The following is a 23930-nucleotide window of genomic DNA, read 5'->3' as shown; positions in this document are numbered from 1 at the left end:
GGCGGAGTGCCGCTTGCCGCAACGTCACGCCGTATTCTAGAGGTCGCTGATCCGGTCTTCCGAATGCATCACGCGTTTCAGGGCTTCGCGCGCCGCCGCCAGCTCGGCCTGCCGCGCCGCGAGCTCTGCCTTGCGCCGGTCGATCTCGGCAATCATCCGTTCCACCGCACCATGGCGGCGGGCAAGGCTCGCCCCGTCATATTCTTCGCCCGTCCGGTCGAGCGCTTTCAGGTTTTCACTGATCGCTGCAATCTCCGCCTCGATCCGGCGCACCTCCATCTGAAGGCTCAGCATGTCCTGCTCGGCCTTCTGCCGCTTGATGCCCACCAGGGTTTGAAGCTGGGCGGCTTGCTTGCGGGGAATGAGGGTCATGCGCCGCTCCTGAGCCGGTCAACAAACTGGATGGCAGCGGCCACCGCCGCGAAGTGTTCTGGAAGAATTTCCTCGTCCACCTCCACCATCGAATAGATCGAGCGGGTTGCAGGCGGATCGCTGTAGATCGGGATATTGCTCTCGATCGCCAGTTCGCGGATCTTCAGCGCCAGATGGTCCACGCCCTTGGCCACGCAGATGGGCGCCTTCTTGCTGTCGGGATCCCATTTTAGCGCGACGGCATAATGGGTCGGGTTCACCATAACCACCGTTGCCGTCTTCACATTCTGCATCATCTGGCCGCGCGAAATCTTGGTAGCCCGCTCGCGGCGCTGCTGGCGCATATAGGGGTCGCCCTCGCTCTGCTTGAGCTCCTTCTTCATGTCCTCGCGCGACATGCGCAGCTTGTTGGCATGAATACGCCATTGCAGCGGCAGATCGAGCGCAGCCAGCACGAACTGGAAAGCGAAGAAATAAAGGATCAGCCGCAGGGCCTGATTGAACGTGAACTGATAGAAATCAGCCGTATCCACCGCTGCGGCGCCATAATAGTCCCGCGCGAACTGATACAGGAACAGTGCTCCCAGCCCGCCGGCAAACAGCATCTTCACCGTGTCTTTCATGAAGTCGGTGAGGCCTTTGGTGCCATACTTGTTCTTGAGGTTTTCGGCCGGGTTGATCTTCTTGATGTCCGGCATGATTTTCTTGGCGGAGAAGGCAATCGACCGCTGGATGATCAGCGCCAGCAGCACCAGCGCCGCCATCACGATAAGCAGCGGCGCCAGCGCGATCAGTACTGTTCCCAGCCACATCCAGGTGGCGCCGCCATCGCCATTGAAGATGTCCTCGGCAAAGGCGTCGCCATGATAGAGGATACGCGAGAAGTCATCGAACAGGCGCGGGCCAACCACCGAGTTGAGGATAAGTGCCGCCACCAGGATGCCCAGCGTGAGCGCAAAGGCATTGGCCTCCTTCGACTGGGGAACATTGCCTTCCTGCCGCGCCTCGCGAAGGCGCTGCTCGGAGGCATCAAATTCCTTTTCGCCGCTCTCGTTATCCTGCTCGGCCATCGCTCTGTCCTACAGCCAACCGATAACCTGAAGCGCGCGGTCTTTCCAGATGATCAGCATGCCGGAAATCGAGATCGCCAGCAGCATCACCCCTGCCCCCACCATGAAGGGCGCGCCGACAAAGGCCACCATCAGCGACGGCAGCGCCTTGTTTATGAAACCCAGGCATATGTTGTAGAAAAGGTTTGCCGCCACAAATGGCCAGGCCAGCATCAGAGCGAAGCTCAAGGCAGAATAGAAGCTGCCATAGATCATCCCCCAGTTCACCTGCGCCACTTCGCCAAGCGGGATCTCGGTGTAAAGCCGCATCAGCCCGTCCACGACGGCAATATGGTAGTTCGCCGTCAGCAGGATCACTGTGCCAGCCATTGACAGCATGTTGGAGGTCACCGTCTGCGCCTCATGCTCAAGCGCCACGCCGAGAAACTGCGCCAGCCCGATCGACTGCGCGATCACCGTTCCGGCAATCGTCAGCATCCAGACTGAAAGGCGCAGCAGCGCCCCAAGCCCCAGGCCGATGATCACTTCGCTGCCCAGCAGCTGCAAAAGGTCTCCGAGCCTCTGTGCGTCGGGCGCTGGCACGGCGCCGGTCGAAGCAATTGCCGCCGAGAGGCCAAGTAATACGAATAGCCGCGTGCGCGCCGACATAACCTGGTCGCCGATGCCCGGCATCAGAAAGACGACGAAGGAGAGGCGCGCCACAACCGTCAGGAACAGCACGATCCACGGGCTCGCCTGCCCCAGATAGGGGGCGAGTACTTCCATCAGGCGACGCCGATGATGTACGGCTTGCTCTTGGCGTTGATCTCTTCATAGGCAACCACGGCATTGCGAATGCCTTTGCTCGCCAGAACGGTCTGCAGGAAACGCCGGCGGCGGGATGAGGTCGCCACCGCCGCGACGATCCCCTTCTGGGCCGTCTCGTTGAGTTTTGCCTGCACCGAATTGATCAGCTCCCCGAACACTTCCGGCGGCAGGGCGATATCCGATCCGCCATTCTCGTTGTTCACTTCATACTCGGCAAATTTCTGCTCCCAGCTGGTCGACAGCTGGATCAGCGGCAGGCGGCCCTGATCGTCCTGCAACCGGTCGACAATCTGGAAGGCCAGCCGCTGGCGGACGAGTTCAACAACCCGCGGCAAGGCAAGCCCCTGGGGCTTTGCTTCAGCCACGGTCTCGATGATCAGGAACAGGTTGCGGATCGGCACCCGTTCGGTCAGCAGCATGCGCAGGACCGACAGCAGCAGCTCCGGCGTCACCTTGCCCGGAATGTATTCGTCGAGGAACCGCTTGTTGGCGCCGGCCCGGTCGATGTCGGAAATGGCAGTCAGCGCTTCCAGCGTTTCCATCATCACCATCCGGGTAAAGACGAGCGAGAAGTTGGACTGGATCACTTCCAGCATATGCGTGGCGAGCACTTCAATCGGCTCGACCACCGGAACGGCGGCCGCAGCCAGCTCCTGCTTCTTGGCTGACGGCAACCAGCGGGCAGCGGCCTTGTAGACGGGCTCGCGCACCTTTTCCCCGGCCAGATGCGGCAGCTGATTGTCTTCGATCAGCGCCAGAACCTGGCCTGGGCGCAGAATGCCAGAATCCACCCGCACGCCCTGGATCCGGATGCGGTATTCATTCTTCTTCAGCGTCGGATTATCCGTCATCCGGATCGGCGGCAGGACGAAGCCATACTCTTCGGCGATATAGCGGCGGATCTTGTCGATCCGGCTTTCAAACCCGTTATCGCCGACCAGCACCATATTGACGAGGTCCGGTGCCACTTCGAGGTGGATTTCGTCCGCATAGATCGAATCGCCGATCTTGGGCGCCTTGGGCGCAGCGTCTTCTGGCTTGGCCGTCTCGGTGGCGGCCTTCTCGTCGGCAGCCTTCTTGATGAAATAGGCGCCTGCAGCAAGGCCGCCGGCGGCCGCAATGAACGGCAGGAAGGGCAGGCCCGGCAGCAGGGCGAAGATAGCGAGGATACCGGCGACGATGTAAAGCGCCGTCGCATTTCCGGCCAGTTGTAGACCAAGCGCGCGGTCGATGGCGCCTTCTTCCCGGCCCTTGGACAGCAGAAGCGCGGCCGCCACAGACACAATGACCGCCGGGATCTGCGAAACCAGGCCGTCGCCCACTGTCAGGATCGAATAGTTGTTCAGCGCTTCCACAATGCTCAACTGATGGGCAACCACGCCAAAGCCGATGCCGGCGATGAGGTTCAGCGCGGTAATCAGAAGCCCGGCAATCGCATCACCCTTGACGAATTTCGATGCACCATCCAGCGAGCCGAGGAAGGCGGCTTCTTCCTGTTCCCTCTGACGGCGGATCTTTGCTTCTTCATGCGTGATCGCGCCCACAGCAAGATCGGAGTCGATGGCGAGCTGCTTGCCGGGCATGGCGTCCAGGGCGAAGCGCGCGCCAACTTCGGCCATCCGGCCAGCGCCCTTGGTGATGACCATGAAGTTCACGATCACCAGAACGCCGAACACGACGAGCCCCACAAACAGGTTCCCGCCCATGATGAACATGGCGAAACCTTCGATCACCCCGCCGGCTGCATTGGTGCCGGTATGCCCTTCCCCGATGATCAGCTTGGTCGAGGAAACGTTGAGGGCCAGCCGCAAGACCAGCGAGGCTAGCAGAATCGAAGGAAAGGAGGAGAAATCGAGCGGCTTCTCCACGAAGATCACCGTAGTGAAGATCAGGATCGACAGGGCAAAGGACAGCGTCAGGCCAACATCCAGCACCCAGGCCGGCATCGGCAGGACCATCACGAGAATGATGGCCATGAGCCCCATGGCCAGCAGCGCGGTAGGCTTGGTGAAATTCAGGAGGCTCTGCATTGGCATGGGCGCGCGCTATCCGGCTATAATCGGCAACACCCAGTTATTGAACAGATCAAGGACAACCTTGGTCATGTAACCGAGCGAAAGAAAGAAAACGACGAGGACCGCAAGGATCTTCGGAATGAAGGTGAGCGTCATTTCCTGAATGGAGGTGAGCGCCTGGATGAGGCCGATAACGAAGCCGACGATCAGCGTCACCGCCAGGATCGGCAGCCCCATCATCGCGGCGCCCCAAAGATGGGCCCGCAGGACCTCGAATATCTCACCCTCTGACATGTGATGGCCCCCCGCCGATGGTTCAGACCGGCATTCTCAGGAGTTCCTGATAGGCTTCCACCACCTTGTCGCGGATCGTGACCACGGCGTCGAGCATCAGCTCGGCATTCGTCAGCGCCTCAACCATCGCATGGGGATCCGCGCCGGAAACAGCGGTCTGGATCGCTGTCTGCTCGGCTTCCTGCATGGTTGTGCGGAAGTCGGCGATGGTTTCAGCAAACTTGCTGCCTGCCGCTTCGGGTGCCTGGCCGGCAGTTTTGGCCCCTTCGGCCGGACGCGGCGTGTTGAGCGCGGTATACGGATTGAACCCCAGAGTTGACATCTACTGCCCTCCTCAACGGCGCAGAATATCCAGCAGGGAACGGTACATTGACCGGGCCTGCTGGAAGGAATTGAGATTAGCTTCATAAGACCGGTTGGCTTCCCGCATGTCGGCCAGCTCAGTCACGATCGAAACGTTGGACATGGTCACATACCCATCGGCATCGGCCATCGGGTGAGCGGGATTGTAGTCGCGCTTGCCCTCGGCCTCATCCAGCTGCACGCGAGAGGCCAGGAACTGGTCGCCGCTGGTCTGACGCGTTTCTTCGACCATCAGCAGCTTGCGCTTGTAGCCGGGCGTATCGGCATTGGAGATGTTCTCAGCCGTCACGCCCATGCGGCGGGACTGAAGCTCCATTCCGGAGACGGCCTGTTGCTGAGCAGCTTTAAGCGGATTCATGGTTTATCCCTCCTCAGCGTGACTTGCCCAGCGCGGTGCGCAGGAGATCAATGGATTTGGAGTAGACGGTCAGCGCCATATTGTGCTGGCCCATCGCCTCGGTGGAACTGAATATCTCCCGCTCAATGCTGACATTGTTCCCGTTCGGATCAGACGGCGCGGCTGAAATGCCAGTCTCGAAGCCGGAGGTAAGCCCCTGGGGGCCACCGGTGGGCATGGTCCGTGCGAGGAAAGCTTCGAAGCTCTCAATCTCGCCCGCCTTGAACCCCGGCACATCGGCATTGGCGACATTCGTGGCGCTGACCTTCTGGCTCTCGGCAGCATGCCGCGCCATCGCGCCATAGATCTGGAAAAGCTGGAGATCCGAAATCATGGGACAATTCACCAAGGTTAACCCTTTGGGAAAATGTTCGCATTAACTAAAGAACAGGTTAACAGAAATGCGGGATTTGTTTACTTGCAGGCATCCATGGCATCGCAGCCGAACCGGCTCTATCGTCTCTGGGGCACCGTCACCGATGTCGCCGCGGGCATGTTGCGCATTGCGGGCGTGAGCGAGCTTGCCGGCGTCGGTAACGAAATTATTATTGAAAAACAGGGCCAAAAGATCCACGGCGAAATTCTGAGCGTTTCCGGCGACAGTGTTTCCGCCCTCCTCTATTCGGCTAGTGACATCATCCGCATCGGCGATGTGGTGCATATCGAGCAGGAAGCCCGGATCGAGCCGGGCGATCACTGGCTCGGCCAGATCATTAACTATCGCGGCGAAGTGGCCACCGAACTGCCCGCAGGTGCGGGACTTGCGGCCCAGGGTATCAGCCGGCCCCTGCGCGCGCCGGCCCTTCCGGCCCATTTGCGCCGGCGGCTCGGCCCCCGCCTGGCCACCGGATGGATGGTCACCGACACGCTACTGCCGATCTGCCGGGGGCAGCGGCTCGGCCTCTTTGCCGGATCGGGCGTCGGCAAATCCACTTTCCTGGGATCCCTCGCCGCCGGACTTGACGCCGACCGGGTGGTGATCGCCCTGATTGGCGAACGCTCCCGGGAGGTGGGTGAGTTCGTCGAGGTAAACCTGCCGCAGGCTGTCCGCCACAAGACGGTCATCGTCTCTGCCACAGCGAGCGAATCGCCCGGCGCCAAGAAACGCGCCGCCTACTGCGCGATGGCCACCGCCGAGCATTTCCGCGATCAGGGCCACAGCGTTCTCTTCCTGTTCGACTCGATCACCCGCTTTGCCGAGGCGCATCGTGAAGTGGCGCTGCTGGCCGGGGAGACCCCTGCCCTCAACGCCTTCCCCCCCTCCACCGTGCGCGTGATCGCCGAGCTGGCCGAGCGCGCCGGCCCAGGGACCGGCACCAAGGGCGACATCACCGGCATCTTCTCCGTTCTCGTCGCAGGCTCCGACCTTGAGGAACCAGTCGCCGACATGATCCGCGGCATTCTGGATGGCCACATCATCCTTTCCCGGAACATCGCCGAGCGCGGCCGCTATCCAGCCATCGATGTGCTCAAGAGCGTTTCCCGCGCGCTCCCCGCAGCGGCGACTGACTGGGAGAATGACATGCTGCGCGATTATCGCCGCATGGTCGCGCTCTACGATGAAATTGCCCCGATGCTGCGCGCCAGCCTTTTCGAATTCGGGCGCGACCCGGACGCCGACCGCGCCATCGCCCTCTATCCGGCACTGGACGCTTTTGTATCCACACGGAACGGGAATGGAATTGAAGCCGCCTTTGCGGCAATGGCCGGCATTCTAAATGCGGGCGCCCTGCCTGATCCTGCTCCGGAACAGACCGCGACACGCCCGCCGCCGCGTCCGCGCGGCTAGACGTTCCTAGAGAAAGCTCGAGAGAAAAAGATTCTGGCTGGCATTGCTGCCATAGCCATAGCTGCTCCCACCGCCCAGCAGGATCAGCGCTGCGGCGGCCGGTGAACTCGATGCGCTGCTTTCGGTGATCGACTTCATTGCGTGATAACGCACAACCATCTTGTCGATCAGTTCCGGAGAGGAAATTTCAGACAGCTTGGAAACGCCGAGAACCTTCTTGAGGCTGGACTTGATCATTTCCGCCTGCCGCTCGACCGGAAGCTTTGACGTGTCCGAAGGCAGATTAAGCGCGGTCTTCAACATGGTGTAGACCGGCACATCCCCCAGAATGCGATAAGCGATGGTGTCATCACTTGCGCCATTGGCGGTCATCACGCCAATCTCGTCATTGTAGTTGAGTGAGAGGCGCATGGAATCATCGACATTGCCGATGGCAAGTTCGAATGAGCTGCGCTCGAAGCTGACGGCAATCGCGGCGATCTTCTCTTCACTGAGATCGATCTTGCCATTCACCGGTGTCAGCGCCTTGGCGAAGGCAGTATATTTGGAATTGTTCAACCGCTGAAGGAAAGTGCTGTCGGGATTACCGACTTCTTCAAGCACCTTCTTGATGAAGCCCTTCTTCCATTCCTCACCGGAAAGATCGAATGCGGTCATCGTCGCGCGCACAAGCCGCGTATCTTTCAGGAAATCCTCAACCGAGATCGGCTGGGCGAACTTCTCGATCAGATAGTCGCGATCGTTGCGGACCTGCGGAGACTTGGTATAGCTCTGCAGCTGCTTGTCATAGGTGGCCTGGAGGAATTTCCATCCTCCGATCCCTGACATTGGAACGACCGGCTGAAACGCCATCTCAGGCGACCTTGCTTTCCTTGCGCATATCGAGAAGCTGTTCTTCCAGCGCCAGAACCTGCCGCAGATGGCACAGCGCCGAATAATAATTGCCGCGACTGAGCATGGATCTCAGCAGCGGGATCAGATCCGCATTGAGCGGCTTGAAAATGTCGAGCAGCTGAATGCAGGCTTCATCCAGCGCGGGCAGCGTGTCTTCCTCTTTCAGGTCGCCAGTGATCAGCAGCTGGATGGCGTAATAGACGCGCTTGACCGGCGTATTGACTTCGCTCGGATGCATGGCATCGCGCACGCGCAGCACGCGGGCGTCGCCCTCAACCACACGGATGCGGGCAGGTTTGTCGCCATTCTCAAGGGTCGCGCCGTTGATGATGAAGCGTTCACCCGGCGCAATTTTCAGAACCAGTCCAGACATCAGATAACCTCCTGCTCTACTGATGAGGCCGAGCCATCCAGGCCGGCCAGGATTGTCCGGTTCACCTCGATGATGTCAGCAAGGCCATCGGCCCCAGCAAGAACCTGCATCGAAGTGCGGCGGACGAATTCGGAAAGCGAGAAGAGACCCGCCTTGGTCTCGTTCGGAAGGGCGTTCTCGGGGCTGAGAACATCCGCAGCGATAATCGACCAGAGCTGAAGGTTGCGATGGATCGCATCGCCCCATTCGCCGGGATTTTCGCCATTATTATCATGAACTGTCTGAAGCGCCTGGGTGATCTGTTCGAAGACAGCGATTTCAAGCGCACGACCGGTCGCAGTCCTCTGCGTTACCTGGCCATAGGCCTTATATGCCAAAGCCTGCAAGATGCCCCTCCTGGGTATCTGATGAATAGCCCCGGACGCCGAAACGCCCGGGACGATTGGTTGCCGAATTCATGGTTCCGGCCACCGAAGCGGCCGGAACTGAAAGGTCTGTTAGCGGAAGAGCGACAGCAGCGTCTGCGGAGCCTGGTTCGCAATCGACAGCGCCTGAACGCCGAGCTGTTGCTGAACCTGAAGGGCCTGCAGTTTTGCCGAAGCAGCTTCCATGTCCGTGTCGGTCAGGCTGCCGATACCGGTGGTCATCGAGTCGATCAGCGTCTGAACGAACTCGGATTGGCCGGTGATACGGTTCTGCGAAGAACCGAAGGCAGCTGCCGCATCGATTGCGGTGTTGAGCAGGGTTTCGATCGTCGTCAGAGCGGCGGTTGCACCAGCCGAGGTCGTCACGTCGATCGTGTTGAGATCGCCAAGACCACCGGCCGAAACACCGGACGTACCGCCCGTTGCTGTCACAGCTGTGACGCTGAGGGCAGCAGCAGAATTGTTGGTGATCTGAATTTCGTCGCCGCTACGGACGACAGAATAGTTCGTCTCACCGGTGGCAGCGAAGAAGGTGGAGATCTGGTTGGCAAGGCTGGCAGCCACCGACTCGGCGCTGTCAGAGGCGCTGGCAACGTATTCGAAGCTGCGCTGACCCATCGTGTTGTTGGTCGCCGTGTCGCTGAGCGTCAGGCGATAGCTGTTGCCATCGGCAACCGAGGCAACCGTGATGGTTTGCGTGGCGGCGGCGCCGACCGAAGCAGCGGTACCAGCGGCGGTGCCGCCGTTGTTCAGGATCGTGGTGTTGGTAACAGCCGTGGCACCGAAGGTTGCGGCAGAGCCCGTGTTGGCCACCGAGAGGTCCTTGCGGGCAACGGAGATGTAGGAGGTCGACACCGAACCCGAAGACGAACGGTCGAGCGAAGCCAGAACGTTCACGTCGGCAGTCGAGGAGCCGTTGATCAGGTTGAGGCCGTTGAACTGAGCGGCGCTGACATAGCCTTCGATCAGCGAGATTTTCTCGGCGATGTCGGTCTGATATTTCGCGCGGTCGACGTTCTCGCCTTGGGCCTGAACGATCAGGGTTTTGATGTCCTGAAGGGTTTCGGTCACTTTCTCAGCGGCCGAACGGGCGGTGCCAACCGTCGACGAACCGAGGTTCAGCGAGTCGGTGATGGCTTTGAACGAGGCAACGTCGGTCGACATGACCGTCGACACAGCCCAGATCGCAGCGTTGTCTTTTGCCGTCGAAACTTTCTTGCCGGTCGAGATTTCGCTCTGAACGGTTTCGAGATTGCGGTTGATGTTGCGCAGGGTCTCGAGGGCGACCATCGAGCTGTTGTTGGTCAGGATGCTAGACATCTATCTATCCATTCTTGTGTGCCACAATTTTTGTATAGTGGCTTGCTTGTTGAAAAAACGCGTCGTCCTGACGTTGGAGCCGTAGCCCCGAACTTTCGTAGTTCCACACACACTGTCGTAAACGAGAGCGATAAATGTAGAGTTAATCGCGTTATACCCTTTTGAGGTATTGCCCGGTCGCGTTGGAGAAGGCGATCTGGCGCCCTCCCTGCTGGTAAGAACCGACAAACACATCCTCGGCTGGGCGCTCGAATCTGGCGATCAGGCTGCGCACGCCGTTGCGAACTGCATTGAGCAGCTGCGCATTTTCCTCCGATAGCTGAAGAACGTCCTGAACAAGCAGCCGGGTTGCGACCGATACCGCGACCGGCCCGCGCCCCGTGATGGCGCCCTCGAAGGCTTCCAGGGCGGCAAGCTTCTCTCCGCTAAGATCGGCAGCTTCCCGAACCTGGCCGGTCATCAGAAGGTCCCGCTCAGCAATCAGGATATCTTCAAGATCAAGAGCGGTGCTCTGAATTTGCGCTTCACTCATCCCTGGGTGTCTTTCATGAGGGTGCCGGTGTCTGCGGGGGCCTGCGCGGACGTGATATCGTCCACCCTGCGGGCAAGACCCAGAGGATGGGTCTCAGCAAGATCTGCGGCGATCGCCTCCACGACATATCTGGAAAAGGCAGACGCTGCTTCGCCTCCCCCCAGGGTGAGGGACTTTTCAAGCCCGGCATGGCTCAGCATCTCGGCCCAGAGCATCTGTTCGAATCGCTTGCCGATCTCGGAGCGATCCTCACCTGACGGGGAAGCAGACTTCCCGTCCCCCGCCGTCCCCGCCAAAGGGGCCGTGGCTGCGGGCATTATGGATGAGATCATGGCCGGCTCCGAAAATTTATTCCGCCTGGGGAGCATCAGATGCCCGGCGGCTTAACGCATATTTTACGGGGCATGGTTGTAGATAGGTTAATACAAGACATAGGTGGAAGGCAGGATGACTTTCTCCGTTGATCCGGATTTCTGGCTTTTCCAGTCAGGTCCACGGCAGGATGCAATGGCCCGCAGCGAAGCGGGCGAAGGGCGCGGCAAGGAATTTGCCAGCAGCCTTTTTGCTGTGCCCCCCTCACCCGGGCAGAGCGCCGATCTCGCGGCAGGCGACAGCGGAACACTGACGCTGGCCGCGCTGAGCCTTGAACAGGCGGTCGCGCCCAGCGAGGCGCCGCCCACAGGGCCAGCCGCCCCCTCCCTCCTGGTTGACGATCTGGCAATACACGTATCCGCCCCTTCAGAAGCCGGCGCGGCGAGCCCGCAAGCGCCAATCCTTCCTGCGTTGGAACATGCCGATCAGGGGGGCGCAGCCACGCCGCCCGAAGCCGAGGCATTGCCCGCTTCCTCTGATGCTTCCGAGGCTGCAGCCCAGGCTGATCCGGCCGAGCTGGCCGTGGAAAAGCTCATGACTGGCAAGACCGATCCGGCTGAAACGCAGACGGAAGACATCGCAGAAACGGCGCCTCCGGAGGAAACTGCGAAAGCATCTGCTCCGCCGCCGGAAGTGGCAGCGGCGATGATGGCCACCTCAGCCCCCCTTCCCGCTCAGGCCTCCGCCAGCAAAACCCGGATTGAAGGGGCCGCGCCGGTGCCCGCCAGCCTTGCCGCCGGAGGCAAAACGCCGGCAGAAAGCATCGACCGGACGGCCCAGCCTTCATGGAGCGCGCTGCCGTCTTCTGCCGAAGCAGACATCCGGGCCGAACTGGCCCCTGACGCCCCAGCCGCAGACGCTTCTGGCAGCTTGGCCGCCACTATGGGCGCCATCACTGCGGAGGCAGGCACAGGCAGCGACCTGAACGCCGACACCGCGGCGCCGCAATCACAGCAGATCTCATTGTTTTCAGGCGCCGCTGGCCAGGCCCCCTCCATTTCCCCGGTGACCTCCGCTCTGGCCACGGCCCAAATGACGCCGACACATGCCGTGCTCACAGCCACGGCGACACAGCTTCCCGATATTGTCGCCCGCGCCACCAGCGATGGGCAGGACGACCGGGTGGTAGTCCAACTCGACCCGCCGGAACTCGGCCGCATCTCGATCGATTTCAAATTTGATGCCCAGGGCCTTCAGCATGTGACCATCACCGCCGAAAGCCCAGAAGCCATGCGCCAGCTGCGTCTCATGCATTTCGAATTGGTGCAGGCGCTGGAGCGCAACGGGCTGTCAGGCCAGAATATGAGCTTCCAGCACCAGAACCCGCAGCAGAATGAAGGCTGGGGCCAGCAGGCAAAACTGTCCGGCGGCCGGTTTGACACCCCCGCCCTTACAAACAGCGGACTGATGATCGCCGCTGACAGTTCCACTCACCGCCAGATCGCTTCCAGCGGCCGGCTGGATATCAGGCTTTAGGAGCCCAAAATGACGACGATCAGCAATTATACGGGCGCCACCTACCAGAACACCTCCACGACGAGCTCGAACAACCAGATGGGCTCGGAGTATAACAGCTTCATCAAGCTCCTGACGGCGCAAGTGCGAAATCAGGACCCGCTCTCCCCGATGGACTCCACCCAGTTCGTCGAACAGCTCGCCACTTTCTCCAGCCTCGAACAGTTGGTGAATTCCAACACCGCCCTGGCGAGCATTGCGTCCATGATCAGTGATCTGAACGGGCTTATGGCGAGCCAATGGCTCGGCGAAGAGGTGACTTTTGCCTCGTCATGGATGCCCTACACGGGAAGCCCGGCGACTTATTCCTATGAAGCGCCCCAGGGAACCACGAAAAGCGTGCTCACGGTCAAGGACGCGGACGGGAACGCCGTCTGGACCGAAACTCTGGACCCGGAAAAGACAGTCTTCAGCTGGAATGGGCAACTGACCAGCGGCGGGGTAGCCACCGAAGACAAGATGTATGAATTCGTGATCGATTATTATGAAGACAATGCCTTCAAGGGCACGGCTGTCCCGAACGTCATCACGAAGGTAACCGACATTGTCAGCGAAGGCGGCACGCTGCGCCTCGGCACGGCGTCCGGTCTGACCGTGGATCTGGCCCAAGCCCGCAAACTGTAATCTAGATCCGGGAGGGTAGAGCCCCTCTCCCGGACAGTGCTCAGAAATCCTGACTCAGAGGTCCTGACGGGCGATATCCAGAATCAGGATGTTCTTGATCCCCATTCCCGGGAATTTCTTCTGCAGATTGCCGAGGATCAGGGAGCGGACGGTTTCATAATTCTCGATGCTGGTCATGGACTGGAAGGTCCGGCCATCACCGCTGATTTCAATCAGGGTGGTCATCACCACATCTCTCAGCACAGGCTCCTGAGAGAAAAGCTTGTCCGACGCAGATGCATCGGCCTCGATATTGATATTGAGAATGACAAGACTTGCGACACGCTCATTCTGAATGATCGGGACAACGAATTCCCGGCTGAACCGGAAATAGGTTACGCCGGAGCTGCTGCTGGAGCCACCATGGCTATCCTTGCCGGCTTTCTTGTCGCCGCCATGGGAGTCCTTCTTTTCCTTTTCCTTCGGCGCGCCGTGGCCGTCGTCTTCGGACTTCTCCTCACCATGCGCCTTGTCTGATGTTGCAGAGGCAGCAGCCGCCTCTCCGCTACCCCCGCGGAGCATATGTCCGCCTACGCCGCCAATGACGACACAGATAACGGCAATCAGGGCAGTGATGATGTTTTTCATCCGGAGTCTCTAGAAAGGAATGATCTTGTCGATGATCTTGGTGCCGGCTTTCCGGTCAGTTGCAGAGGCAGCGTCGCCATTGCTGACATAAGCGAGCTTGGCGTCGGCAATCTTGTCATAGGTCACCGTGTTCATGCGGGTGACATCCTGGGCCCGGATAACGCCGGAGACTGTCAGATAGCGGACCTCATTGCTGACCCGTGACTGCTGATACCCGTGAATAATGAGGTTGCCGTTCGGCTCGACGCCCACCACGCGCGCGGCGAGCGTGAAGGTGACTTTCTCGGCGCGCCGCACAGCGCCCGAACCATTCTGGCTGGAATTGCGCGCCACATCGAGGCCGGGCGAGAGACTCGCTCCGCCGGGGAGCACACCATTTGCCCATTCGGGCAGACCGAACATGGCATTGACGCTCATATCGTCGCTGGAATCCCGGCTGCGCGAGAGAGAGCTCTGCACGCTGGCCTGATCGTTCATCTCAACAACGACCGTCAGGAGATCGCCCACTTCCTTGGCGCGCCGCATACTGAGCAGCGCGGTGGGGGTGGTGGTCCAGAGCGAGGCGTTCTGTGCATCCGGATCGGCCGGCTCGGGCACCGCGCCGGGATAGCCGGTATAGGGCGCAGGCGGAGCATAGTCCGGCGCAGGCTGGGCGGAACTGGCACAGGCGGCGGCCGCAAGTGCAACGAAAGGTAGGGAGAACATGGTTTTCATTGTGCGAGGACCCATCCGTTTTCCTGAACGATTCCCTGAACCAGTTGCCGAGACTGCAGGTTCAGAACGGTAACCGGCTCATTGAGGGCAGCTTCCCCCATCGCGCGGCCAGTGGTGGAAATTTCAAGACCGCCCGCGATGTATTTCACGGTGACGATCTGGTTGCGCGCCACAAGCCGGGCAGGACGCGTATTGTCCATGGTGACCGGCTGGCCGGCATAGATTGTGCGTCTGGCTTCGCGGCCGACGACCGGCTCATCCAGGGATACAGCCACGCCGGTATCTGCAGTGGCATTTCCCGGGGTGACGAGATCCCCTGCCCGGATCACTTCGGAAGCGACCAGGGAAGAGGCGCTTGACAGGGCCAGGAAGGCGCTGAAACCAATGGCGACGAGAGAGCTCATGACGCTACCTCAACCGCGTGGTTGCAGACAGCATCTCATCAGATGCCGTGATCACCTTGGAGTTCAGCTCATAGCCGCGCTGAGCCTCGATGAGGTCAGCGATCTCCTTGACCACGTCCACGGCTGAGTCTTCGATATAGCCCTGACGCAGGAAGCCCATACCCTCAGACCCCGGAACAAGCCGGTTGGGCGGGCCGGATGCTTCGGTTTCCCGGAACATGTTGTCCCCCATCGCCTCAAGCCCCTTCTCGTTGACGAAGCGAACGAGCGAGATGTTGCCGATGGCCTGGCCTTGGGTTTCATTATCGAAATAAGCAACCACTTCCCCGTCCCGGCTGATCGAGATGCGACGGGCATCCGCCGGGATGACAATCCCATCCGCAAGCGGAAAGCCATCGGAGGTGACGATTTCGCCATCGGCGCTGCGGGTGAGCTTGCCATCGCGCGTGAAGGCTGGCTCGCCGGATGGCAGGGTCACTTCAAGGTAACCGCTGCCATCAATGGCGACATCCAGCTCCGATTTCGTTTCCCGAAGGGCCCCTTGGGTCAGCTGCATGGAAACTGTGGTGGGGCGGACCCCTGTACCCAGCTGAATCCCTGCGGGCACAACAGTGCCCACCTGGGACGTGATCGTGCCGGGGGTCAGGTATTGCTGGTACATGAGATCGGAAAATTCGGCCGTCCTCGGACGATATGCCGTCGTGCTCATGTTGGCGATATTGTTCGAGATAACTTCCACCCGCATCTGTTGGGCGGCCATCCCGGACGCGGCAATCTGCAATGACTTCATAGGCGTCTCCTACACCTGCTTAAACGGTTCAACGTTCCCGCACAGCTGTGATCAGCTGGCTGATGCGCTGGTCCTCCCTCTCGAGAAGTGCCTGGCCCGCTTCATAGGCGCGCTGGACTTCGATCATCCGGGCCACTTCCAGCACCGGCGAAACATTCGATTGCTCAAGCGCGCCCTGGACAAGCTTTGCGTCCTGCGCCTGAACCGTACCGCCATCGGCGGAGAAATAGGTGTTGGAATCGCGTCTGAGTTCGCCATCGGCGGTCATGATTCCAAGCTGGTCGATGATCTGGCCATTGCCCGAGATCGTTCCGTCTTCACCGAACTTCACGTCAAGCACGTCATCAGGAATTGTTATCGGATTTCCACCCGCGCTGAGCACGGCGTTACCATGCATATCGACGAGTTGGCCGGCCGAAGACAGCTGGAAATGGCCAGCGCGCGTCAGGCGCTCCCCCTGCGGAGTATCCACCCTGAAAAAGCCCTCACCCTGAATGGCGAGATCAAACCGGCCTCCAGTGAAATTGAGGCCACCCTGCTCCATCACGAATGTGTGGCCGCCCAGCGCGCCCATCGAAAGCGACTGATCGGCAGAATTGCCGGTCGAAACCAGGAATTCGGTGAAGACGGCCTTGTCGGATTTGTAGCCGGTCGTGCTGGAGTTGGCGAGGTTGTTGGCAACCGCCTGCATTTCCTGCATCAGGCCCTGCTGGCGCGTCAGGGTTGTATAGACTGGGCTAGACATTCAGTTCCCCTCCCCTTCGAGAGATTCCAGCGCCATGCGCGTCGACATAAGCCGCTCCCCCATGCCTGCCATGGTCGCAGGAGACGGTCCGGATACTTCGCCGGAGGCCGCCCGCTTCAGATCCAGAACCCGCTTCACCCGCACGGCCCGAGCTTCGTCGTTAATCTCTCTGGCGGTGGAATACACACTGGCTGGAACAATCCAACGCCGGCTGGCGGCGTCATGCTCGATCAGCATCAGGACGGTATCGGCGTCCAGCTTGAGGCGGCCGGTAAACTGTTGAACCTGAGCGGCGTCGTTGGCGTCGATGGCGCTGAGCGCGGCCACCAGCCCAATCTGGGGATTTGAGGGATTGGCCTGCGCCAACTGGAAGACAGCGGGATAATCCTTCAGCCGGTAAGCCAGCGTCGCGCGCTGCTCGGCCACCGCTTCTCCCGGCTGTGTCTTGCGGGAAAGCTCGTCTGCCAGGGAGGCAAAGCCCAGGCGCACCGCTTTCAGGGTCGCCTCTTCATAAAGAGCCGTGCGTTGATCGTGATTGTCCAGAAGTCCCGATTCCACCGATAGCGCTTCGATCGCGGCAAGGTTCTGAAGCGGGTCGGCGCTTGTCAGGTCGCGCTGAAGGGCGCTCACGAAATGATCGCGGATCTCGCCCTGCACAACGTCGCTCTGCATGTTCTCGCGCGCCGCCATCTCCATCATCGTCATGTACCGCGACCCAGCACTGAGTTCATCGAGTACGAACTTCATGCTGGCACGGATATCTTCCTCATGCTTGGACTGCTCGATCTTGAGCAGCATGCTGTCGAGGAGAAGCGCCTTGAGCGGCGGATCGATAACGCGGCGATGACGGATCAGCGCCAGAAGCGCTTCTTCCTGGAACCGGCCCTGCAGAAGGAATGTCCGGATAAGGATTTCCGCCTCGCTGCTGCCCTGCCCCAGCGCTAGGATGGCGTTAGCGAACTGAAGCTGCGTGGAATCCCGCAGATCATTGCTCGAAAACGAAGCCAGCATTTTCTGCGACAGGAACCGCCCATCGGTCCGGTCGAGCGCGGGGACAGCCAGCGCCGTTACGCTCGTGCGCAACTGCAATGGCAGATGCCGGTATTCACTGAACCATTTGTCGACATAGGCCGTGCCTGCCGATTGCCCATCAACCAGCAGCGCAACCCCGAGCCAGAACTCGCCGCGCTCATGACAGCGCGCAAATCCTTGAAAATAAGAAACATTAGGCCGGGTTCGGCCATCCAGAAGCAAGGCCACTTCGCGCAGGGCAACTTCATCCGGGCTGTCCGGGTTGCGCAGGTTCATTACCGCCTCAGAGCCCATATCCAGCGCGATATACGCTCTGGCGAGACGCGGGTCATCCGTAGACGCCTCACCGCTCACCTGAAGCTGGCTGCGATAATTCAGGATGTCGGCATAACTGGCGGCCGCTTCGAACTCGGAGAAATCCAGCGGATAGGTTTCGCCGCAGATCACTGCGCCGCCAGCCTTGGGGATATCAACGCTCCCCTCCCCCGCCGGCGACGCCTCGGCACTCGCCGCGCCGCGGGCCGCGCCCGATCCGGCAGGCGCCAGCAGGCCCTCATCGATTGCATCCCGGACGAACTGGTTGAGCTCGGTCGAGAGCTCCTGCTTTCGCGCGTCTGGCTCCGCCGTCTTTTCCGCCGGTTTGGCAGCAAGGACGGGCGGAGCCAGCAGGGCGCCGCAAAGAAGAAGCCAGACGTATCGCCTCATGCCGCCTGCTTGAGCCCCCTCACAGCCTGCTCGATTTCATCGAAGGATGGGCGCACACGGGCCGGAGCCTGACGGCGCGCTACCTCTACGCAGATGTTGACGGGGTTCTTGTGCAGGTTCGATACCAGCACCTGACCAATCATTGAATAGAAGAGATGTTCTTCGCTGCGGATCGTCTTCACGCGTGCCGCAAACGGTCCGACCACACCATAAGCGAGGAACACGCCGAGGAAGGTACCGACAAGGGCGCCGCCGATCATGCCACCGAGAACTTCCGGCGGCTTGTCGATCGACGCCATCGTTTTGATAACACCCAGAACGGCCGCAACGATGCCGAGTGCCGGAAGCGCGTCTGCCATCTGCTGGAGCGCGTGAGAGCCGTGCAGCTTCTCTTCCAGAAGACTTTCCAGGTGCTTGTCGAGCAGCTCTTCGACCTGATGCACATTGTCAAAGTTCATGATCATCGAGCGGATCGTGTCGCAGATCATCTCGATGGCTTCATGATCCTTCAGGATGCGCGGGTATTTTGTGAAGATCGCCGACTCATTCGGCGCTTCGATATGCGGTTCGATATCGACGGGGTTCTGCTTCAGGATGTGCAGCAGCTCATGCATCAGCAGGAGCAGATCCTGATAGTCGTTCTTCTTCCATTTCGGGCCAGCGAAAGCCGCAGCAACGTCGCCGCCGGTATGCTTGACTGTGTTGAAATCGTTGGACGCAAGGAAGGCGCCGGTTGCCGCGCCCCCAATCATCATCATCTCAAATGGAAGGGAATGCAGGATAATTCCCAATTTGCCCCCGGCCAGCATATAGCCGCCGAAGACCATCACCATGGTGACCACCAGGCCTAGTATCGCGTTCAAGTGCCTATCTCCGTGTACCAAAAACCGCGCCACTCTTTTTGCTGGTGGCTGCGGGCAGTCATTCTTCCTTGCTACATCTTCGCGACTTCCTGCGTGAAGGGTTCGAGCACGGGCTGTTTGAGCTTCAGCGCGCGCTGGCGCTTCCACACTCCCATTTCACATTGCCCGATCTCAATTTGTCCGTTGACGGTCTCGGCATTCAGACGGATCGATCCGGGATCGGTGTCTGGCAGCGGAATGAGATCGCCCACTTTCAGGCGAGAGCATTCGCCGATCGTCATTGATATTTTGTCAAGAACCGCCTCAACCTTTATCGAAGAGCTCATAACGCTCTCCCGCAGCAGCCTGGAAGCTGGCGGACGCCTGTGCTCTGCCGCGCGCCGTTCGGCCTCATGCGCGCAGCCCATGAGATAGTCGAGATCGAATACGAGCCATATCTGCGACTGAACGGCTTCCGGCATCACCGTATAGCCAATGATCAGATACCGGCTGTCAGGTTCAAAGTTGCAGGCGGCCTGTGCCGGCTCAGACAGAGGAGACGTTACCGTCTCGGCCTGGTGGCCCTCAAGCGAAGCGGCAGCGGCCCGCCACAAGGCAACGGCGGGCGCCTCGAACATCAGCTTCAGGAACAGTGCGGAGGCTTCCTTGGCACTTTCAAAGTCCTGGCTCAGCCGCCTGGCCACAACACGAGCCGCGCCCGCGCCATCTGTGGCAATTGCGCACAGACCCGGCGAAAGCTTTGAATTAAAGAAGAAAGTTGTCCGCTGATCGAGCGCCTCGATTGCGCTGGCGCCTGAATACACACGGCGAATTTCCGGCGCCGGCGGAACGCTGCCTTCCAGCGCCTGCGCTGCCCAGCCGGAAACGGATTGGTGAATCGCGCTCCAGAAATCATGGTAACGCAGGATTGTCGGAGGTAATCCCGACCCTGCCCCCATCTTCTTTCTCAGCACCGACGACATATCCCCACCCTTCCGGGATGAATGCGATTCCAACGACTCTTAGTGCTGCCCAATTGGTTGAAGAATGGTTATCGCAAAGCCCCGATCCTTACCTCTGTCTTACGCTCTTAATTGAGCATGCGATGGTAAAAGCACCCCCAGCAGAAGCAGAACTGGTGGTTGAAATGGGCACGGACTCCTCAGCACAAGGACCGACCATTATTAAGCGTAAGAAGGTCTACAAGGCGGACGGCCATCATGGCGGCGCCTGGAAAGTAGCCTATGCTGACTTCGTGACCGCCATGATGGCGTTCTTCCTCCTCATGTGGCTGCTGAACGCCACAACCGAAGAACAGCGCAAGGGTATCGCCGACTATTTCAGCCCCACCATCCCGATCAGCCGGATTTCCGGCGGCGGGTCTGACGGTCTTAACGGCTCGTCGATCTTTGCCGAAAACACCTATGCCAAGATGGGCATGGGCGCCAATCGCAAGGAAAGCGTCGAAAACCCCTCCTTTGGCGACAGCAAACAACGAGATTCCGAAAGCGAAGCCGCAGACGCTGCGGCGAAACAGGCCGAGGAAAGGCAGATCGCTGCCGAACTGCAGGAACTCAAGGAGTCCCTTGGCGAACAGAGCCGCCAGCTTTCCGAGCACCTGCTGATCAAGATGTCTGCAGAAGGCATCGTTCTGGAGATCACCGATTCGGAAAGTACCCCCCTCTTCCCGCTTGGCCGCAGTGAGCCCTCCGACACGATGATGCAATTGATGGACGTGGTCGCTGAGGCGTTCGGCGAATTTGACAATGACATCAAGATCGTCGGCCATACCGATAGCCACCGTTACCGCAACGGCGCCATCTACGATAACTGGAACCTGTCTGCCGACCGCGCCAATGCGGCGCGCCGCCTGCTGGAACGGGCCGGTGTTCCTGGAGACCGCATCCGCGAGGTATCCGGCAAGGCTGACACCGATCCGTTGGTCAAGGAAGATACGCAAGCGGCCCAGAACCGCAGGATTTCCATCACGATACTGACGGAGTAGCGCGAGGCCTCGGCCGAATGCGTTTCCAGAAGATTAACAAACTCCGCTAACAGCAGTTATCGGCTTATTTACGAGTTGCCTTCAATTTGCGTCATTATCTGACGCAGGAGCAACCAGATATGAGCATCTCATCCTCCCTGAACGCGGGGGTAATGGGGCTGAGTGTCAATGGCACACGCCTCGCCACCATTTCCGATAACATCGCAAACTCGGGTACCTACGGCTACAAGCGCAGCGCCGTGGACTTCTCCAGCATGGTGCTGCAGCAGAAATCCTCCGCCTATGCTGCCGGCGGCGTACGTGTCGATACGTACAAGGATATCTCCGCTACGGGTTCGCTGATCCGCACCGGCAGCGCCACAGATGTGGCAGTCTCCGGACGGGGCCTGCTCCCGGTCACCGACATTGGCGGCATCAACTCGCTTGCCTCCAACCGCAATCTGATGCTCACACCCACCGGCTCTTTCTATGCCGATGAAAACGGCTTCCTGAGAACCCAGAGCGGCCTCTTCCTGCTTGGCTGGCCAGCCGATTCAGCTGGCGAAGTCGGCAATGTCAGCCGCAACAGCGGCGTCAACCTTGTGCCCGTCAACATCGCGACCTCGCAGTTCAACGCCACGCCGACTTCCAGCATCGAGCTGGGGATCAACATTCCGGCCGATGCGACGACTGCTGGCGCCTCCAGTGACCCCTACCTCCTGCCGGTCGAGTATTTCGACAACCTTGGCCGCGCGCAGACAGTCACCTTCCAGTTCACACCGAACGTCCCGGCGAGCGGCTCGAGCAATGAGTGGACTGTCCAGATTTTCGACAGCGCCGGCAACCCTGCCACTTCTATTGGCGATCTCGATCTCACCTTTAACGATACACCATCGGCGGGCGGGCGCATCGCCGCGGCTACCGCCTCCAACGGCGCCACCTATGATCCGGCAACCGGCCGCGTCTCGATCAACCTCGACCACGGCCCCGTGGAAGTGTTCATTGGCCGCCCGAATGACAGCGCCGGCATCACCCAGCTTGCCGCCTCCTTCGCGCCGACCGCGGTGACGAAGAATGGCTCGCCCATTGGTGACCTGCAGTCGATCGAGATCGACGAGCAGGGCTTCCTGCAAGCGATCTATGACAAGGGCTTCCGCCGCACGCTTTATCAGATCCCGGTGGGCGACGTGCCCAACATGAACGGGCTCCGGGCGCTCGATTCTCAGGCCTATTCTGTCTCGAACTCCAGCGGCAATCTCTATCTCTGGGACGCAGGCAGCGGCCCGGTCGGCAGCCTCTCCGGCTACTCGCTGATGGAGTCCACCACGGACATCGCAGCCGAGCTTACAGATCTGATCGAAACGCAACGCGCCTATTCGTCAAACGCGAAGATTGTTCAGACCGTTGATGAGATGCTTCAGGAAACCACCAACCTGAAACGCTGACAGGCGAAGACAGGAGCGCTTCCTAAGTGAGCATCTCAGCTGCCATCCTTGCCGCACGATCCGGTCTTCAGGTCACCAGCCAGAAGGCCGAAATCGTTGCCACCAACGTCGCCAATGCCAGCACGCCGGGCTATGTCCGGCGGTCGCTGGTGGTGGGCGAACTGGTGCAGGGCTCCCAGACATCCGGCGTCGTTTCGCTGGGCGTGTCCAGAGCCGGCGACGACATCATCAAAGGTCAGCGCCGCGAACTCACCAGCGATGTTGCCCAGGCAACGGTGCTGGCCTCCACATGGCAGTCCCTGTCCCAGCGTGTCGGCAGCACCGCCTCCGGGACGGGGCTGTTCAATACCTTCTCGAACTTTGAATCCGCGCTGCGCGCTTCGGTTACCTCGCCGGAATCCACGGCGACGGCAACCTCCCTGCTGGACGCGGCCAAATCCGTCGCAAGGGAACTCAACAGCCTTTCCAGCTATGCCGCGCAAGCCCGCGCCGAAGCGGATAGCGAAATTGCGCAGGGCGTAGAGACGGTCAACGCCGCCCTGAAACAGATTCAGGATCTCAACAAGCGCATTTCCAGCATCGACCGGACCAGCGAACAGGCCGCCACCCTGATGGATGAGCGCCAGCGGGTTCTTGATACGATTGCGCAATACCTGCCGATCCAGACAGTTCAGCGGGAATACGGAGCAATTGATGTGCTGACGCCCCAGGGTGTCTACCTCATCAATGGCAGCACGGCCCAGCAGCTTCAGTTCTCCCCCTCCTCCACCTTTACCTCCGAGCAGACCCTCGCAGATGGCGACCTGTCGGGAATAAGCGTGGGCGGCATCAACCTCACGCCCGGCTCGACCTCCTTCGGCGCTGTCTCCGGGGGCATGCTTGGCGCGCTGTTCACGCTGCGCGACCAGGATATTCCGGCCTTCATGGACCAGCTGGACATGGTGGCCAACGATATCATCACCCGCCTGTCGGACGATGCGATTGACCCCACCAAGACACCCGGCGCGCAGGGCCTGTTTGTCGATCCCGCAGGATCTGGCACGTTGGGCCTGGCATCGCGCATCTCGGTAAACGCCGCCGTTGATCCAGCCCAGGGAGGCCAGATATCCCGCCTGCGGGATGGCCTGGAGGCAACCACTGAAGGACCGCCGGGCAATTCATCAATCCTGTCGGCGATGTTTGACGCCTTCACCCAGATCAAATCTATGAACTCCAACGGCATTCAGGGCGCTTTCTCCGCCAGCGACCTGGCCGCGCAGCTTTCCTCGGTTGTCGGCCAGAAACGTGTCCATCAGGACTCCGTGCTCGCCTCGACCCAGGCGCAGCACCTGACGCTGGTGGAAGCCGAACAGTCGCAGACCGGCGTGAATGTCGACCAGGAAATGGAATCCCTCTTGCTGATCGAGCAGGCCTATGCCGCCAATGCGCGGGTCATTCAGGTGGCCCGTGACATGATCAGCGTTCTGATGGAGCTTTGATC

General features: G+C 60.2%; 28 protein-coding genes. 6 read left to right on the top strand and 22 right to left on the bottom strand.

Translation table 11 applies throughout. From position 1 onward, the window contains the following. Window positions 1–36 precede the first annotated feature (36 nt). From BBF93_RS11015 to BBF93_RS10980, 8 genes are read right to left on the bottom strand one after another with little or no spacing between them, the layout of a single operon-like run. On the bottom strand, window positions 37–372 hold the full coding sequence (locus BBF93_RS11015) for a hypothetical protein (protein WP_114105923.1): 336 nt from the start codon (window positions 370–372) through the stop codon (window positions 37–39). Continuing rightward, complete coding sequence (locus tag BBF93_RS11010) at window positions 369–1442, bottom strand: flagellar biosynthesis protein FlhB (protein ID WP_114105922.1); 1074 nt, start codon at window positions 1440–1442, stop codon at window positions 369–371. The genes BBF93_RS11015 and BBF93_RS11010 overlap by 4 nt, the downstream gene beginning before the upstream one ends. 9 nt (window positions 1443–1451) lie before the next feature. Beyond that, window positions 1452–2207: a flagellar biosynthetic protein FliR gene (locus BBF93_RS11005; RefSeq protein WP_233349098.1), complete on the bottom strand. Its 756-nt coding sequence runs from the start codon at window positions 2205–2207 to the stop codon at window positions 1452–1454. After that, window positions 2207–4285 (bottom strand): flagellar biosynthesis protein FlhA, encoded by a 2079-nt coding sequence (locus BBF93_RS11000; protein ID WP_114105921.1) that lies wholly within the window; start codon window positions 4283–4285, stop codon window positions 2207–2209. Before BBF93_RS11000 ends, BBF93_RS11005 begins: the two co-directional genes overlap by 1 nt. Before the next feature lie 9 nt (window positions 4286–4294). Then, window positions 4295–4558 (bottom strand): flagellar biosynthetic protein FliQ, encoded by a 264-nt coding sequence (locus tag BBF93_RS10995; protein WP_035600159.1) that lies wholly within the window; start codon window positions 4556–4558, stop codon window positions 4295–4297. Between the two features lie 22 nt (window positions 4559–4580). Next, entirely contained in the window at window positions 4581–4880 is a 300-nt protein-coding gene (locus BBF93_RS10990; RefSeq protein ID WP_114105920.1) for a flagellar hook-basal body complex protein FliE, read from the bottom strand. Between the two features lie 12 nt (window positions 4881–4892). Further along, window positions 4893–5279 (bottom strand): flagellar basal body rod C-terminal domain-containing protein, encoded by a 387-nt coding sequence (locus tag BBF93_RS10985; protein ID WP_035600157.1) that lies wholly within the window; start codon window positions 5277–5279, stop codon window positions 4893–4895. A 13-nt stretch (window positions 5280–5292) separates the two neighbouring features. Next, window positions 5293–5652 (bottom strand): FlgB family protein, encoded by a 360-nt coding sequence (locus BBF93_RS10980; RefSeq protein ID WP_233349097.1) that lies wholly within the window; start codon window positions 5650–5652, stop codon window positions 5293–5295. A gap of 96 nt (window positions 5653–5748) precedes the next feature. On the opposite strand from BBF93_RS10980, the gene BBF93_RS10975 reads away from it, so the two are divergent. Continuing rightward, complete coding sequence (locus BBF93_RS10975) at window positions 5749–7107, top strand: FliI/YscN family ATPase (protein ID WP_233349096.1); 1359 nt, start codon at window positions 5749–5751, stop codon at window positions 7105–7107. A gap of 6 nt (window positions 7108–7113) precedes the next feature. On the opposite strand, the gene BBF93_RS10970 is transcribed toward BBF93_RS10975, so the two are convergent. The 6 genes from BBF93_RS10970 to BBF93_RS10945 all read right to left on the bottom strand — a co-directional run bounded on the left by BBF93_RS10970 (window position 7114) and on the right by BBF93_RS10945 (window position 10983). Then, window positions 7114–7935 (bottom strand): DUF1217 domain-containing protein, encoded by an 822-nt coding sequence (locus tag BBF93_RS10970; protein ID WP_233349095.1) that lies wholly within the window; start codon window positions 7933–7935, stop codon window positions 7114–7116. Window positions 7936–7960: 25 nt separating this feature from the next. Then, window positions 7961–8374, bottom strand: a complete 414-nt coding sequence (locus tag BBF93_RS10965) for a flagellar biosynthesis repressor FlbT (protein ID WP_035600151.1) — start codon at window positions 8372–8374, stop codon at window positions 7961–7963. Beyond that, entirely contained in the window at window positions 8374–8760 is a 387-nt protein-coding gene (flaF, locus tag BBF93_RS10960; protein WP_162786515.1) for a flagellar biosynthesis regulator FlaF, read from the bottom strand. Before flaF ends, BBF93_RS10965 begins: the two co-directional genes overlap by 1 nt. 111 nt (window positions 8761–8871) lie before the next feature. After that, window positions 8872–10119, bottom strand: coding sequence for a flagellin (locus tag BBF93_RS10955; RefSeq protein WP_114105918.1), 1248 nt, complete (start codon window positions 10117–10119; stop codon window positions 8872–8874). A gap of 151 nt (window positions 10120–10270) precedes the next feature. Beyond that, entirely contained in the window at window positions 10271–10651 is a 381-nt protein-coding gene (locus BBF93_RS10950) for a hypothetical protein (protein WP_114105917.1), read from the bottom strand. After that, window positions 10648–10983 carry a hypothetical protein gene (locus BBF93_RS10945; RefSeq protein ID WP_162786514.1) on the bottom strand — a complete coding sequence of 112 codons (336 nt, stop codon included), beginning with the start codon at window positions 10981–10983 and terminating at the stop codon, window positions 10648–10650. The genes BBF93_RS10950 and BBF93_RS10945 overlap by 4 nt, the downstream gene beginning before the upstream one ends. 115 nt (window positions 10984–11098) lie before the next feature. Between BBF93_RS10945 and BBF93_RS10940 the strand changes: the two genes are divergently transcribed. Together BBF93_RS10940 and BBF93_RS10935 are read left to right on the top strand one after the other, a co-directional pair. Beyond that, window positions 11099–12499, top strand: a complete 1401-nt coding sequence (locus BBF93_RS10940) for a flagellar hook-length control protein FliK (RefSeq protein ID WP_114105915.1) — start codon at window positions 11099–11101, stop codon at window positions 12497–12499. 9 nt (window positions 12500–12508) lie between these two features. After that, window positions 12509–13162, top strand: coding sequence for a flagellar hook assembly protein FlgD (locus tag BBF93_RS10935; RefSeq protein ID WP_035600141.1), 654 nt, complete (start codon window positions 12509–12511; stop codon window positions 13160–13162). A gap of 54 nt (window positions 13163–13216) precedes the next feature. Here BBF93_RS10935 and BBF93_RS10930 read toward each other — a convergent pair whose 3' ends face one another. From BBF93_RS10930 to BBF93_RS10895, 8 genes are all read right to left on the bottom strand, one after another. After that, entirely contained in the window at window positions 13217–13789 is a 573-nt protein-coding gene (locus BBF93_RS10930) for a flagellar basal body-associated FliL family protein (protein ID WP_114105914.1), read from the bottom strand. A gap of 9 nt (window positions 13790–13798) precedes the next feature. Continuing rightward, window positions 13799–14503, bottom strand: coding sequence for a flagellar basal body L-ring protein FlgH (locus tag BBF93_RS10925; RefSeq protein ID WP_233349094.1), 705 nt, complete (start codon window positions 14501–14503; stop codon window positions 13799–13801). Further along, window positions 14500–14907: a flagellar basal body P-ring formation chaperone FlgA gene (gene flgA / locus BBF93_RS10920; RefSeq protein ID WP_114105913.1), complete on the bottom strand. Its 408-nt coding sequence runs from the start codon at window positions 14905–14907 to the stop codon at window positions 14500–14502. Before flgA ends, BBF93_RS10925 begins: the two co-directional genes overlap by 4 nt. 4 nt (window positions 14908–14911) lie before the next feature. Next, on the bottom strand, window positions 14912–15697 hold the full coding sequence (gene flgG, locus BBF93_RS10915; protein ID WP_035600135.1) for a flagellar basal-body rod protein FlgG: 786 nt from the start codon (window positions 15695–15697) through the stop codon (window positions 14912–14914). A gap of 28 nt (window positions 15698–15725) precedes the next feature. After that, window positions 15726–16442 carry a flagellar hook-basal body complex protein gene (locus tag BBF93_RS10910; protein ID WP_035600133.1) on the bottom strand — a complete coding sequence of 239 codons (717 nt, stop codon included), beginning with the start codon at window positions 16440–16442 and terminating at the stop codon, window positions 15726–15728. Beyond that, window positions 16443–18179 carry a hypothetical protein gene (locus BBF93_RS10905; protein WP_114105912.1) on the bottom strand — a complete coding sequence of 579 codons (1737 nt, stop codon included), beginning with the start codon at window positions 18177–18179 and terminating at the stop codon, window positions 16443–16445. Further along, entirely contained in the window at window positions 18176–19042 is an 867-nt protein-coding gene (motA, locus tag BBF93_RS10900) for a flagellar motor stator protein MotA (RefSeq protein WP_084324338.1), read from the bottom strand. Before motA ends, BBF93_RS10905 begins: the two co-directional genes overlap by 4 nt. Window positions 19043–19113: 71 nt before the next feature. Further along, window positions 19114–19995 (bottom strand): FliM/FliN family flagellar motor switch protein, encoded by an 882-nt coding sequence (locus tag BBF93_RS10895; protein WP_162786513.1) that lies wholly within the window; start codon window positions 19993–19995, stop codon window positions 19114–19116. A gap of 131 nt (window positions 19996–20126) precedes the next feature. Here BBF93_RS10895 and BBF93_RS10890 point away from each other — a divergent pair, with 131 nt between their 5' ends. From BBF93_RS10890 to flgK, 3 genes are all read left to right on the top strand, one after another. Then, window positions 20127–21026, top strand: a complete 900-nt coding sequence (locus tag BBF93_RS10890; RefSeq protein ID WP_233349093.1) for a flagellar motor protein MotB — start codon at window positions 20127–20129, stop codon at window positions 21024–21026. A gap of 119 nt (window positions 21027–21145) precedes the next feature. Further along, window positions 21146–22450, top strand: a complete 1305-nt coding sequence (locus BBF93_RS10885) for a flagellar hook protein FlgE (RefSeq protein WP_114105909.1) — start codon at window positions 21146–21148, stop codon at window positions 22448–22450. Window positions 22451–22476: 26 nt separating this feature from the next. After that, window positions 22477–23928, top strand: a complete 1452-nt coding sequence (gene flgK, locus BBF93_RS10880; protein WP_114105908.1) for a flagellar hook-associated protein FlgK — start codon at window positions 22477–22479, stop codon at window positions 23926–23928. The last annotated feature ends 2 nt before the right edge of the window (window positions 23929–23930 follow it).

It is taken from the genome of Hyphomonas sp. CACIAM 19H1 (assembly GCF_003325995.1).
GTDB classification, from domain to species: domain Bacteria; phylum Pseudomonadota; class Alphaproteobacteria; order Caulobacterales; family Hyphomonadaceae; genus Hyphomonas; species Hyphomonas polymorpha.
The sequence above is the reverse complement of the archived record's forward strand: the minus strand, read 5'-3'. Positions and strand labels throughout refer to the sequence as shown.

Coding starts and splice junctions, on each gene's coding strand:
- flgG (WP_035600135.1), bottom strand. CDS start 15,697: ATGAAGTCATTGCAGATTGCCGCGTCCGGGATGGCCGCCCAACAGATG.
- BBF93_RS10930 (WP_114105914.1), bottom strand. CDS start 13,789: ATGAAAAACATCATCACTGCCCTGATTGCCGTTATCTGTGTCGTCATT.
- BBF93_RS10975 (WP_233349096.1), top strand. CDS start 5,749: ATGGCATCGCAGCCGAACCGGCTCTATCGTCTCTGGGGCACCGTCACC.
- BBF93_RS10995 (WP_035600159.1), bottom strand. CDS start 4,558: ATGTCAGAGGGTGAGATATTCGAGGTCCTGCGGGCCCATCTTTGGGGC.
- BBF93_RS11005 (WP_233349098.1), bottom strand. CDS start 2,207: ATGGAAGTACTCGCCCCCTATCTGGGGCAGGCGAGCCCGTGGATCGTG.
- BBF93_RS10935 (WP_035600141.1), top strand. CDS start 12,509: ATGACGACGATCAGCAATTATACGGGCGCCACCTACCAGAACACCTCC.
- BBF93_RS10955 (WP_114105918.1), bottom strand. CDS start 10,119: ATGTCTAGCATCCTGACCAACAACAGCTCGATGGTCGCCCTCGAGACC.
- BBF93_RS10940 (WP_114105915.1), top strand. CDS start 11,099: ATGACTTTCTCCGTTGATCCGGATTTCTGGCTTTTCCAGTCAGGTCCA.
- BBF93_RS10925 (WP_233349094.1), bottom strand. CDS start 14,503: ATGAAAACCATGTTCTCCCTACCTTTCGTTGCACTTGCGGCCGCCGCC.
- BBF93_RS10905 (WP_114105912.1), bottom strand. CDS start 18,179: ATGAGGCGATACGTCTGGCTTCTTCTTTGCGGCGCCCTGCTGGCTCCG.
- BBF93_RS11000 (WP_114105921.1), bottom strand. CDS start 4,285: ATGCCAATGCAGAGCCTCCTGAATTTCACCAAGCCTACCGCGCTGCTG.
- BBF93_RS10885 (WP_114105909.1), top strand. CDS start 21,146: ATGAGCATCTCATCCTCCCTGAACGCGGGGGTAATGGGGCTGAGTGTC.
- BBF93_RS10945 (WP_162786514.1), bottom strand. CDS start 10,983: ATGATCTCATCCATAATGCCCGCAGCCACGGCCCCTTTGGCGGGGACG.
- BBF93_RS10980 (WP_233349097.1), bottom strand. CDS start 5,652: ATGATTTCGGATCTCCAGCTTTTCCAGATCTATGGCGCGATGGCGCGG.
- flgA (WP_114105913.1), bottom strand. CDS start 14,907: ATGAGCTCTCTCGTCGCCATTGGTTTCAGCGCCTTCCTGGCCCTGTCA.
- BBF93_RS10985 (WP_035600157.1), bottom strand. CDS start 5,279: ATGAATCCGCTTAAAGCTGCTCAGCAACAGGCCGTCTCCGGAATGGAG.
- BBF93_RS10970 (WP_233349095.1), bottom strand. CDS start 7,935: ATGTCAGGGATCGGAGGATGGAAATTCCTCCAGGCCACCTATGACAAG.
- BBF93_RS11015 (WP_114105923.1), bottom strand. CDS start 372: ATGACCCTCATTCCCCGCAAGCAAGCCGCCCAGCTTCAAACCCTGGTG.
- BBF93_RS10890 (WP_233349093.1), top strand. CDS start 20,127: ATGGTAAAAGCACCCCCAGCAGAAGCAGAACTGGTGGTTGAAATGGGC.
- BBF93_RS11010 (WP_114105922.1), bottom strand. CDS start 1,442: ATGGCCGAGCAGGATAACGAGAGCGGCGAAAAGGAATTTGATGCCTCC.
- BBF93_RS10950 (WP_114105917.1), bottom strand. CDS start 10,651: ATGAGTGAAGCGCAAATTCAGAGCACCGCTCTTGATCTTGAAGATATC.
- BBF93_RS10910 (WP_035600133.1), bottom strand. CDS start 16,442: ATGTCTAGCCCAGTCTATACAACCCTGACGCGCCAGCAGGGCCTGATG.
- BBF93_RS10990 (WP_114105920.1), bottom strand. CDS start 4,880: ATGTCAACTCTGGGGTTCAATCCGTATACCGCGCTCAACACGCCGCGT.
- BBF93_RS10965 (WP_035600151.1), bottom strand. CDS start 8,374: ATGTCTGGACTGGTTCTGAAAATTGCGCCGGGTGAACGCTTCATCATC.